We start from the raw sequence: 11,240 nt of genomic DNA on the forward strand, positions 1-11,240 counted from the left end.
AAGTTGCGCCCGAAGTATGCGTAATCGAGCAGGAATGACGCGAAATCGGGCTGGAAATCAGCTTTCGATGCGAATTTGACCGGCTTTGCGGTGATGCGGATTGATCACAGAGAGTCACCGCGCTACCGGTTGTCGATCAAACCGCTTTCCTGGAGTTGTTCAGACCTTCCCTAGTCCGGCTTTGTCGGCCCAGTAGATCGTGTTCGTCCTCGCGTCGAAGCGATTCCGGGTAACGTCAGTACGATCTTCCGCAGGGACGATCCTGATCACCTCCGACCTTCCGTGAACGTATCCGACACTTCCTCCTCGCCCATGGGAGTCGAGATGTCTAAACGCCTTCGCAACGTTTCCGAGGAAGTCCGGTGGGGTCCCGTCAACTGTTTCGAACCTCCTCCCGTCCGGGTCGACGAAGTTATAGGGAAAGGCCGCTACGCTCCCAGGCGTTGATCCGCTTCGTCCAAACCGCTCGTTTGTCCGCCATCGCATGCTCCTGATCACGTCGGGCGCGAAGCGGAACATGAAGGGGGCTGGGTCAGGAAGGTGATGTCACCGGACGCTTACACACCACTCGTGAGATGGCGGGAAATATCATCCGGGACCTGGAGCGCGGCGGCATTCTGTGACGTGGCTCAGACAGGCGGTTCTCGATTCAAAAGGAGTTTCCAAAGGGCTGGTAGCAGCTTGACCGACAGGCGACCACTTATCGGACCGGCCTCAGTTGTTCAAACTACTGAGGCCACTTATCGATTCACACCGTGCCGCGGCCCATCGTCGTGTTGCTGAAGCTGGTGAGCTGGCCGAGCACGTTGAGCTTCCTGGCCTGGCCTTGGTAGCAACCTGCTCGCCGGCTGCATAGGTGATGAGGTAGTTGTCGCGCAGGTCGTACCCCGCGCCCGCGCACGCCGTTGATGGTGTTGCGGCCCAGCGCGTCCAAGTCGGCTTGGCTGATCAGGTGCGGGGCGATGTCCTGCAGCTTCGGCCCGGTTTCCTCGCGGCCCTGCAGCCACTGGTCGGCGTCGTCATCCCAGTAAGTGTCCTTGCGCTGGATGATGAACCTCGCAGATGTAGGCGAAGGCGCGGCTGTAGCTGTATTACTTGACAACTAGATCATCAGATCTTATGGCGTGTTCCAAAGGACGCGATGTCCTTAAGAACTCTCTCCATACCTTCATCAACTCGACCACCCCCGTGATCTTGAACGGCCCGGAAAAAGTCTCTTGGTCGCAGTTCTCAATGTAAAGGAAATTAGAGTCGGCCTCTATGGAAAAACAGTTTCCCTGCCACACGCGTGTCCTATCCAATGCCTTGTCGATAGCATCAAGAAAGAGATCGACAAATTCGGGCCTTTGGAAATCAATCTCCAAGGCGGAGGTCAAATCATCAAACGCGGTCAAGATTCGACCTTCATCATCGACGATACAGGCCTGCTGAAAGAACACTTCGGAGTCTGACGTCTTGGAGATCTGAACTCTTCGGAAATCCGCAACTAATTTCATGGCTTCGTAGGCGAATGTATAGGAGAGAAAGGGTAAATGGTCAGCTTTGGCTTCTCATATCCGACTACTGGAACGCCGGAAGGCGTCTGACCAATCCACTGATCTGGTCTGAAGCGCCGAATTCTTTACCCTTGAAGTACAGCTCCGGCATTGCAGTCCCCTGGTGGATCGTGCCGATGCGGCATCGGCTGGGATGGCCCGGGTTACGGGCAGATGAGTTCAAGCTTCGGATAGTACGTGCGGTAGCGTTTCGCATCCCGCGTCAGCAGCGCCATGCCTTCGATCGCGGCATGGGCGCCGATGTAGAAGTCCGGCAGTGGCGACGTCCGCGCACCCCGGGCGCGGCGGTAGTGGAGGAACACCTTGCCGGCCAGGAACCCGGCCTCCCACGGCAGCTCCAGCCGGGTGAACGCATCGGCCGGCAGGGCGGCGTCGAGCTCCTCGATACGCTCGAATCCGACCGAAACCTCCGCGTAGACGATCGGGTTGATGCACAGTTCGCTCCCGCCGGCGCAGGCATCCAGCTGCGCCGCCGACCATTCGTACCAGTCCGGATCGTCCGTCAGCACGTCCAGCAGGACGTTGGCGTCCACCAGCACGCGCCTGCCCGCAGGCGACCTCGCGGCGGGGGCATCAGTCGCCACGGGTCAGCTTCATGATCTCGTCGGTGCCCATCCGCGCCGTCGCGCGGCCGCGCAGGCGCGTGGCCAGGCTGCCGCGACGGGCCTTGGGCGGGTGGGCGATGGTGCTCTCGGCTTCGCGCAGGGCGGCTTCGCGCACGAAGGTGGCCACCGGCAGGCCGTGCAGTTCGGCAGCGCGACGCAGGCGGTTCTTGTCCTCGACGCTCAGGCGCAGGTCGAGACGGTCGGCGATGGCGGTCATGGCGGTCCTCCTTGTACGGCACCGTACCGTACCGACGAAACCCGGTCAAAGACCCGACGTCGACCTGCGACGCGACGACCCGAAGCCGCCCCCTCTCTCGTTGCTCGTTCCTCGTTTCTCGTTCCTCCTTACTGGCGCCATGACCTCCGACCTACCCGCCTCCCGCTGAAACCCCCTACCCTCGGGGCCCACTTCCGATCGGGATGCCCCAGATGACGCTTCGTCTCACGCCACTCGCGCTGTCGCTCGCGACTGCCCTCGCCCTCTCCGCCTGCCAGGACGCGGCCGACCCGGACGCGTCCAGCGCCGCCGCGCAACCTGCCGCGCTGCGGATCGACCTGGCGAAGGTCGCGCAGCAGCCGATCGCGTTCTCCGCCGCCGACCTCGACCCGGCGATCGATGCCTGCGACGACTTCAACGGCTTCGTCAATTCGCGCTGGCTCGCCGCCAACCCGGTGCCGGCCGACCGCACGACGTGGGGCGCGTTCGCCGCGCTCGGCGAGCGTTCGCTGCAGGTGCAGCACGAACTGGCGCGCGCCGCCGCCGCGGGCGACTGGGCCGCCGGCACGATGGAGCAGAAGGTCGGCGACTTCTTCGCCGCCGGCATGGACGAGGCCGCGATCGAGGCCGCGGGCCTCGCGCCGATCCAGGCCGAACTCGATTCGATCGCCGCGCTGCAGTCGACCGCCGACCTCCCGGCGTGGCTGGGCCGCGCCTACGCCGAGGGCCGCGGCCCGCTGTTCGGCTTCTTCGCGATGGCCGACTACGACGACTCCACGACCAACATCGCCTACGCGATCCAGGGCGGGCTGTCGCTGCCCGAGCGCGCCTACTACCTGGAAGACCGCGAGGACTACATCGCCGCCCGCGCCGGCTTCCTCGCCTACGTCGAGAAGATGCTGACGCTGGCCGGCGCCTCGCCGGAGGACGCGAAGGCACAGGCGCAGCAGGTGCTCGATTTCGAGACGCGGCTGGCGAAGGCCTCGCTGGGCCGCGTCGAGATGCGCGACCCGGCGAAGCGCTACCGCCCGGTCACGCTCGCCGAGGCCGACGCGGAGACGCCCAACTTCTCGTGGACGCAGTTCTTCGCCGCGCTCGACGTCGACGCGCCGGAGAAGTTCTCGCTGGCCACGCCGGGTTTCTTCAAGGAGTTCGACGCGATGCTGGCCGACGTGCCGCTCGAGACCTGGCAGACGTGGCTGCGCTTCCGCCAGATCGACGGCGCCGCGGCGTACCTGCCGGCCGCGTTCGAACAGGCGAACTTCGAGTTCTACCGCAAGCAGCTCGCCGGCCAGGAGCAGATGCAGGAGCGCTGGAAGCGCGTGCTCGGCGCGCTCAACGGCGCGATGGGCGAAGGCTTCGGGCAGATCTACGTCGCGCAGGCGTTCCCGCCGGAGTCGAAGGCGAAGATGGAGGAACTGGTCGGCAACCTGATGACGGCGCTGAAGTCGCGGCTGGAGAACCTCGACTGGATGAGCGACGAGACGAAGGCGCGCGCGCTCGAGAAGTGGTCGTCGTTCACCCCGAAGGTGGGTTACCCGGACAAGTGGCGCGACTGGAGCGGTCTGAGCATCGACCCGGCGGCCGGTTACGCCGGCAACGCGATGGCGGCGGCGCGCTTCAATACCCGCTTCATGCTCGACAAGATCGGCAAGCCGGTCGACCGCAGCGAATGGGGCATGAGCCCGCAGACGGTGAACGCCTATTACCGCGCCACCGCCAACGAAATCGTGTTCCCGGCGGCGATCCTGCAGCCACCGTTCTTCGACCCGAATGCCGACGACGCGCTGAACTACGGCGGCATCGGCGCGGTGATCGGCCACGAGATGCTGCACGGCTTCGACGACCAGGGCAGCAAGTTCGACGCCGCCGGCAACATGGCCGACTGGTGGACCGACGAGGACCGCGCGAAGTTCGAGGCCGCCGCGACCCTGCTCGCCGACCAGTACAGCGGCTACGAGGCGCTGCCGGGCCTGTTCGTCAACGGCCGCCTGGGCCTGGGCGAGAACATCGCCGACCTCGGCGGCGTCACCGTGTCGTACGCGGCGATGAAGGCGGCGCAGGGCGACGGTTTCCAGGATCCGATGCTCGACGGTTACAGCCAGGACCAGCGCTTCTTCATGAACTGGGCGACGGTGTGGCGCATCGCCTTCACCGATGCCCAGCTGCGCCAGCAGATCACCGTCGGGCCGCACTCGCCGGGCATGTTCCGCGCGATCGGCGCGCCGTCGAACCTCGAGGCCTTCGCGACCGCGTTCGGCTGCAAGACCGGCGACCGGATGGTGCGGGATGGGGAGAACCGGGTGCGGATCTGGTGACCTGATCGGGGCGTCGCGCGCCGCGAGGTGGCGCGCGACGGACGCCCCCGAGTGTCGCGCTCCTGGCCGTGGGCTCGAGCCCGGAGTGTAGATACCGATCCGCGGCGGCCGGCACGACCAGATGTCCAGAGGCCCCGGGGCGATTCACGGCCCCGGGACGCGTCTATGAGCACAAGCCGTCGGAAACTGCGGAATCATCACTGGAACGACCTAGTCACCCGAAAATGAAGTCGGCATCCTTGACAATCTTCTCGACACTTTCCCCATTGAACATGCATTGCTCGCCGATTCGAATCTCGCGACCAGAGTGGAGATAAACCATCCGGTAGCGTCCGACCTCCAGGATCGCATCTACCTTCTCCCCGGTGCATCGCGTCGGCAAGGCATTGGCAAGATGCTAAAGAACGCGCTCAAGAGCTGCGGCGCAATCACCGCCACATCTTCTTCGAATCAAGACGCCTGGCTCCTGGACGGACGCTTCGACGACGCTCGGCCCATGCGAGTTCATAAAGTAACGCAACTCAATGAACTCCACTCGACCCGCTTCGTCGCGAACCCGATCCGCTATCTGAGCCCCAGGACCAGGGCTCGCATTCGCACCCAATGCAATCATCGTCGCTGCCAACCATCTCGCGGTCACGGACATGTTTGCGTACTCGTCGGCCCACAGACCTTCACTGATCCATCTTCGTCAGAGTAGGAGGTTCGCTCAGCCTCTCCCTGGGTGTCGTTTGACAGCCGGGTACCCGTCGCGCCCGCTGCTGCTGGCGATGCACGCCGCCTGCGCCGTGACCGCTGCCGACGCGCTCGCCGCAGGCCTCGAGGGACCGGCGGTCGGCGAGTGTCTGCGGCGGACGCGCGTCGCAGCGATCGCAAAGACGGGGGAAGGCGTCGAGAGGAGCTGAAGACGTGTAATGAAAGGTGGCCTGCCCTACTGGAATGCTTCAAGGAATGCCGTGTCGAGTCGCCAACCAGCCGCGCCGCGAACCGCAGGTAAACAGTAAGATGAATCTCTTACTGATTGATCCATGACGTTCTGCTGAATCGAATCAATCGGGCATTCTTCGCGTCTACAAATGCAGACAACAGCCCTTCCTTCACCGGCAATGGACGGGTCGATAATCGCAACATCAACATCAACCTCAACGTCCAAGGTCCCGAGATCATCACTTCGTGTACGGATGATTTTGGTCAACCATTCCAATCTGTCGAACCCGGCTTTCGTGGGGTTTTCAGTCCACACGTCGAGGAGAGGGAGAGTCCCGGTAAAGAATCCGACCCCCAATGCGCGCAACTCCAAGGCGCCCGATTGATCCGGCGGTCTGAACGTGTCGATCACGGGGTTCTGCCGATGTTCGAGGCCCATCCTGGTACGAGTCAAAATGCTCAGCGCGTCTTCGGCCTCGTCAATGACAATGAGTGGGCGTAGGCATCCGTCCCCACAGACCTGAATCGGCATGCTCGGCGCCAATTCGATGTGACCTTGGAAGCGAACTTCGACACGATTGTAAGCCTCCAGCTTGGCACGCATGCCTTTCGTTGGTCTCGTTCGCATACATCTCGACTCCGTCGAATCGACACAGGCTTTGATGTCATGAAATGACATTACAAGATACGCAGTGTCTACTATCGGAGTACCTATTGCCTCCTCACCTTCGGCAATCGCGATCTCAAGCGGAATTGAGGAATGCGGCTGATCAGCAGGTTGCGATGCACAACCTGCTCCCGCAAAAAGCACCAATGGCAAGACTTTAGAGATCATCAAGGCCTTCGACGACGAGTTTCACTTCATCTACGGTCAACGTTCCCTTGACCATCCGGAAATGAAACGTCCCTCCCGATGACTCAAGCACTCCAACCCGTTTTCCCATGTAGACGTACATTGGATATCCCTGCTCCACGTACGCTGCATCGTCGGGCATCGGCCGAACACTCGCGCCACTGCTCGGATGTGGATGCCCCATCGCAACAACCCGGCCGGGAATGGTCACTGGCCCTTGAGAGCTCATCCCGAGTGTGTCGCGGTTGTTGTTCTCTTCCATCGGGATGAAATGCTTCTTCAGGTCAGTCTCTCCGGTGTCGGTAATCGCCATCATTACCCTCTCCCGGTACGGGTCGGAAAATCTTCGTATGGTCGACGGTGCCGCTGCGGTGCGATCAAACGGTGAACCGCCACCTACCTTTTCCAGATCTTTCTGACAAGAACTGCGAGCAGAAATCCGGCAGTAAAGCCGACAGCCAATACTCCTAGTGATGTCCAAAGGTAGACGTCTTCTCCATGAGACACGCGAAGCTTTCGGAGTGGACCCGAGACGAGATAGATCGTCGCGATCCAGATGCAAATCCGGAGGGCGTAAATTCCATTCTCCATCACTCTTTCCGCCTTTCCTCACGCGGAGCACTCGATGCAGACTTTTCCTCACCCTGATCATTAGCTCGCTGGAGTACGCGATTCAACGCCCCTCCTGATGTCGCCAAGACACCAGTCCGAAGCACCTGAAGGCCTTCGCTGGCAATCCGTTGTTGATGACGCCCGATCGCGCGTGCGAACTTTCTCACTTTCGCCACAGTTCTCGCCGATTGGGATCTTAGGTGACCGACAGCACGCCGACTATAGGTAATGACGTTCCTTGCACCTATTCCGCGGAAAGCGAAACTGCCGTAGCCCGGAACCAGGGCACCGATCCCAGCAGAGATCTTGACGTCCATCCAGTCGATCTCATTCCAGTCTTTCTCATCAATTCCCATCTGCCATCCGACTTCCACGGCTGCTCCGACTGTAGCGCCTAACCCCATTCTGGCCAGAACAATCGCAGGGACTATGGGAAGGCGCCCGTCCGGATCGACGTAACGATGGGGATTATTCCCTCCATAGTGAAAGCGAGAAAAACTGTCCCCGTTAGTCGCGTTTGTCGTAACCGGGTCGACTGACAGAAACCTTCCGATCGTGGGGTCGTAATAGCGCTGCTGCATGTACACGAGCCGTGACCCCGCATCCACGACATGCCCGGTGAACCCCGGCCCGCTCTCCCATGATCCGCCGGCTCGCCGTAGGCCGTCTGCCGGTTGTAGCTGACCGCGGTGCCGTTGTGGTTCGTCACCGCGATCGGCGAGCCGAGCGCATCGGTGTGCTGGTACTCGATCACCGCCGTACCGCCGCCGACCGGGACCGTGCGCTTCGCGACCAGGCTGCCGCCGAGGTAGATGTAGGTGTGGTCGACGTCGGTCGCCGGCTTCAGGTCGCGCTGGTACAGCGATTTCCCAGACCTGGTTGTGCCCGAGTCCGTCAACCGGACAGAACTGATCAGTGGCGTTCTCAATCGGAACGGGATTTAGTCGGTTCGACCGTATCCCTTGTCGCAGAATCTCTCTCGGCTCGGACCTCGAAGACCGCCACGGAAAAGAATGCGATTGCCAGTAGGATTGTTGCGGCAATCAATACCCAGTCCCTTCGCTGAAAGTGCGGCACATCCTGCAGCGAACCATCCAGAAATCGCCACTTCAGGCCACGACGATTCCTCACGCGCCAAACAACGAACTTCACGCCGGCCAGGAGTGTGGCTGCTGATCCGATCACCGCAAGCAGCTGCAGGTCGGAATCGAATGTAACTTGACTTAAGAAGATCTGCATAACCACCCCCTTTACTCAGAATGAGACTGGAGGATTTCGACAATAGCCCTAGCAGCCTGTTGAATTTCGCACCGAGGCGAGTGAAACCGCGCCGGAACACCCATTTTCAAGGGGTTTCGCGGGCTCCGACGACCTCGATCAGCGTTTCGGAACACCATTTCGCGCATTTCAGGCGCAACTCGCCCGTCAGCGCGCTCACGCACTCGCTCCAGCGGCGATCAACTTCGGCAATCTGACGAGGTTGCTCGCCGCCATCGCGAACTGGAAGAGGGCGTCGACGCGAACCAGACCGCGCTGCTTGACCTGGCGCAACCCGGCCGCCGACTTGATCCAGCCGAAGTGGGTTTCGATCCAGGCGCGGATCTTCAGGCTCTTGTCGTAACCGGCGTGCCGCGTCGTGCGGCCGTCGATCGCGCTGCGGCGGTTGCTGTCGTTCTGCGCCACATGCGGCGTGACACCGACCTTGCGGCACGCGGCGACGAAGTCCGCCGTGTCGTAGGCCTTGTCCGCCGCCACCGTTCGTCGCTTATTGCCCTTCAAGGACTTGAGCAGCGACAGCGCCGACTCGCGCTCACCATGCCCGGTCGCGCGACTGACGCAGGCGGCACGCACCAGTCCGTTGCGATGCTCCATCAGCACGTGCCCCTGGTAGCTGAGCTGGGCGCCGGTGTTGCCTTTGCGGAACAGCCGCGAATCGGGATCCGACTTCGATTCGTGGGTGTCGTTCCGGCGCTCTTCTCCCTTGAAATCAGGCGGCGCGTTGCGCAGGCCACCCTTCCTGTCCGGCGGCTCGTCCTTCGACCGAAAGCTCTTCTGCGAGGCCCACGCCTGCAGAAGCGTGCCGTCGACCGAGAAGTGCTCGTCCGACATCAGGTTCTTCTGCTGCGCGAGCCGGACCACTTCCTTCAGGAACTCGGCGGCAACCGCTTCCTCGTTCAGGCGGTCACGATTCTTCGAGAACACCGAGTGGTCCCAGACTGCGTCGTCGATCGCGAGGCCGACGAACCAACGGAACAGCAGGTTGTAGCGCAGCTGCTCCATCAGCATCCGCTCGCTGCGCAGCGAGTAGAACAGCTGAAGCAAAAGCGGACTGAAAATGCGCCTTCGATGCGAATTTGACCGACCTTGAGATGATGCAGATGGATCACAGAGAGGCACCGCGCTACCGGTTATCGATCAAACCGCTTTCCTGGAGTTGTTCAGACCTTCCTTAGTCCGCGGGAACTTCAATACCTGGGAATCTCGCCGCGATCTCTTGCTCATCAATGAGCAGCCCGGTCCTGGCGTGGCACGCTCCGAAATCGTAGTCGCCCTTCGCAAGGTACTCAGCGTAGAAGGTGCCCGATAGTTCCATTGTCTGGCGATCGAAGACCTCCGGATTGACGATCAAGATCTCGGGATTGATTATCGTCAAACAGTATCCCGCGAACGCCTTCGGATCGAAGTCGCCATTGTTCCATCGCCGCATGAACTCTTCCTCCATTGCCAGCGATTCGTAGATCGAATGGCCATGGTCAGATGCCCTGACCAAACCCAGGACTCGTACGGGCCGGCCATCGAAGGCTGTGGGATTCGCGTTCAACTCCGACGGCAGGTACGCTCTCTCGCCTGAGGGAAGTTGCGCACATGCCACTGCAAACATTGCAGCCAGAAACATCGCAGAGCCTCTAGTCGCGTTCATGGGTCTTGGAAAAGTAACTGCTGATTGTTGAGATTTATCTGGAGCTGGTCAATCTGAGTGGGGGTGGCCGACCCCTCAGGAAACTCAAAAACTAGCTGGCCTCCTCTAATCGTGTGCCACGCGACCTGACCTCTGTAGATCGTCGCTACTGGCAGATCGTATAGAAGCCCCTCAGTATCGCCGTAGCCTTCGTTCAATTCGGGCTTGTCAACGAACCCGTCGGATTTCCGCTCACCACGCTCATTGTGCCCGTGGACAATCGCCACAGCGCCTTCTGGCCTGTCTGTTCCCACTACTGTTCCGCCTCGCGCCCTTCTGACTCTTGTTTCGGCATTTGTCGGGTAATACGCCCTGACCTCTCCTGAATCTGTCTGGACAAGATAATGAGACAACTCGCGGTTTCCATCGGACCTAGTCCTGTGCTTTGACTTCTCCGCTCCTTCCCGCATTTCAGGTGTCACGTCTAACGTCTTGCCGTTAGACTTCTGCGGATCGAATGTATCCGCGGTCATCGTGCAGACGCCGCCGACACACTTGACTGCGCGACCGTCAGGATCCTTAAACTTGAGTGGGTTGCTTCCACTGTAGTTGTACCGCGAGAAGAACCCGCCGCTTGTCATTTCGGTATAGATTGGATCGGCTGAGATGAAGCGACCTATTGCCGGATCGTAGTAGCGCTGCTGCATGTACACGAGCCGTGACCCCGCATCCACGACGTGGCCGGTGAACCCCGGCCCGTTCTCCCATGATCCGTCCGCCGGCTCGCCGTAGGCGGTCTGCCTGTTGTAGCTGACCGCAGTGCCGGTGTCGTTCGTGGTGGCGATGGGCGAGCCCAGCGCATCGGTGTGCTGGTACTCGATCACCGCCGTGCCGCCGCCGACCGGGATCGTGCGCTTCGCCACCAGGCTGCCGCCGAGGTAGATGTAGGTGTGGTCGACGTCGGTCGCCGGCTTCAGGTCGCGCTGGTGCAGCAGTTGCCCGGCCTGGTTGTAACCCGAGTACGTCGCCTGCCCGCGCGTCTCGCGTACGCGCCTTCCCAGTCCGTCGTACAGGTAGCTGCTGACGACCGATACGCCGTTCTCGCGGATCGATGTCGCGGTCAGGCGATTGGCCTTGTCGAACGTGTAGTTGTCGTGCAGGCCGTTGATCGTGCGCCGGGTCTGGTTGCCCCTGCTGTCATAGGACAGCGTGAACAGCGTCGTCCCCAGCGGATCCTGGATTTCGCTGAGGCG

The 11,240-nt window shown here is 61.4% G+C and carries 11 protein-coding genes and 1 pseudogene; 1 reads left to right on the forward strand and 11 read right to left on the reverse strand.

Features of this window, described 5'->3' with window-relative positions; all coding sequences use genetic code 11:
- Positions 1-748: 748 nt before the first annotated feature.
- The 4 genes from K311_RS18495 to K311_RS0113225 all read right to left on the reverse strand — a co-directional run bounded on the left by K311_RS18495 (position 749) and on the right by K311_RS0113225 (position 2,378).
- Positions 749-1,102: a hypothetical protein gene (locus K311_RS18495; RefSeq protein WP_154659568.1), complete on the reverse strand. Its 354-nt coding sequence runs from the start codon at positions 1,100-1,102 to the stop codon at positions 749-751.
- Positions 1,092-1,496 (reverse strand): hypothetical protein, encoded by a 405-nt coding sequence (locus K311_RS18650; RefSeq protein ID WP_043818196.1) that lies wholly within the window; start codon positions 1,494-1,496, stop codon positions 1,092-1,094. Before K311_RS18650 ends, K311_RS18495 begins: the two co-directional genes overlap by 11 nt.
- A gap of 203 nt (positions 1,497-1,699) precedes the next feature.
- The gene (locus K311_RS0113220) at positions 1,700-2,089 is read right to left on the reverse strand and encodes a type II toxin-antitoxin system VapC family toxin (protein ID WP_245570667.1); all 390 of its coding nucleotides are present in this window, start codon (positions 2,087-2,089) and stop codon (positions 1,700-1,702) included.
- 40 nt (positions 2,090-2,129) lie between these two features.
- Positions 2,130-2,378, reverse strand: coding sequence for a type II toxin -antitoxin system TacA 1-like antitoxin (locus tag K311_RS0113225; protein ID WP_026817705.1), 249 nt, complete (start codon positions 2,376-2,378; stop codon positions 2,130-2,132).
- Positions 2,379-2,590: 212 nt separating this feature from the next.
- On the opposite strand from K311_RS0113225, the gene K311_RS0113230 reads away from it, so the two are divergent.
- Positions 2,591-4,696 (forward strand): M13 family metallopeptidase, encoded by a 2,106-nt coding sequence (locus tag K311_RS0113230; RefSeq protein ID WP_026817706.1) that lies wholly within the window; start codon positions 2,591-2,593, stop codon positions 4,694-4,696.
- 931 nt (positions 4,697-5,627) lie between these two features.
- On the opposite strand, the gene K311_RS18505 is transcribed toward K311_RS0113230, so the two are convergent.
- From K311_RS18505 to K311_RS17875, 7 genes and pseudogenes are all read right to left on the reverse strand, one after another.
- Entirely contained in the window at positions 5,628-6,227 is a 600-nt protein-coding gene (locus K311_RS18505; RefSeq protein WP_154659570.1) for a hypothetical protein, read from the reverse strand.
- A gap of 220 nt (positions 6,228-6,447) precedes the next feature.
- Complete coding sequence (locus K311_RS18510) at positions 6,448-6,789, reverse strand: hypothetical protein (protein WP_154659571.1); 342 nt, start codon at positions 6,787-6,789, stop codon at positions 6,448-6,450.
- A 277-nt stretch (positions 6,790-7,066) separates the two neighbouring features.
- Entirely contained in the window at positions 7,067-8,131 is a 1,065-nt protein-coding gene (locus K311_RS18930; protein WP_081683461.1) for an RHS repeat-associated core domain-containing protein, read from the reverse strand.
- Entirely contained in the window at positions 8,013-8,327 is a 315-nt protein-coding gene (locus K311_RS18520) for a hypothetical protein (protein WP_154659573.1), read from the reverse strand. The genes K311_RS18930 and K311_RS18520 overlap by 119 nt, the downstream gene beginning before the upstream one ends.
- 195 nt (positions 8,328-8,522) lie before the next feature.
- Positions 8,523-9,461, reverse strand: a pseudogene (locus K311_RS17020) (IS5 family transposase); the annotation flags it as partial.
- Between the two features lie 76 nt (positions 9,462-9,537).
- Positions 9,538-9,810 (reverse strand): hypothetical protein, encoded by a 273-nt coding sequence (locus tag K311_RS18655; protein ID WP_026817708.1) that lies wholly within the window; start codon positions 9,808-9,810, stop codon positions 9,538-9,540.
- 194 nt (positions 9,811-10,004) lie between these two features.
- Positions 10,005-11,240, reverse strand: a 1,236-nt coding sequence (locus K311_RS17875) for an RHS repeat-associated core domain-containing protein (RefSeq protein WP_161627322.1), incomplete at its 5' end; no start/stop codon positions are given.

Origin of the sequence: Arenimonas composti TR7-09 = DSM 18010, assembly GCF_000426365.1 — a bacterium.
GTDB lineage: Bacteria > Pseudomonadota > Gammaproteobacteria > Xanthomonadales > Xanthomonadaceae > Arenimonas > Arenimonas composti.

Coding starts and splice junctions, on each gene's coding strand:
- K311_RS18520 (WP_154659573.1), bottom strand. CDS start 8,327: ATGCAGATCTTCTTAAGTCAAGTTACATTCGATTCCGACCTGCAGCTG.
- K311_RS18655 (WP_026817708.1), bottom strand. CDS start 9,810: ATGGAGGAAGAGTTCATGCGGCGATGGAACAATGGCGACTTCGATCCG.
- K311_RS0113225 (WP_026817705.1), bottom strand. CDS start 2,378: ATGACCGCCATCGCCGACCGTCTCGACCTGCGCCTGAGCGTCGAGGAC.
- K311_RS18505 (WP_154659570.1), bottom strand. CDS start 6,227: ATGCGTGCCAAGCTGGAGGCTTACAATCGTGTCGAAGTTCGCTTCCAA.
- K311_RS18650 (WP_043818196.1), bottom strand. CDS start 1,496: ATGAAATTAGTTGCGGATTTCCGAAGAGTTCAGATCTCCAAGACGTCA.
- K311_RS0113230 (WP_026817706.1), top strand. CDS start 2,591: ATGACGCTTCGTCTCACGCCACTCGCGCTGTCGCTCGCGACTGCCCTC.
- K311_RS18510 (WP_154659571.1), bottom strand. CDS start 6,789: ATGGCGATTACCGACACCGGAGAGACTGACCTGAAGAAGCATTTCATC.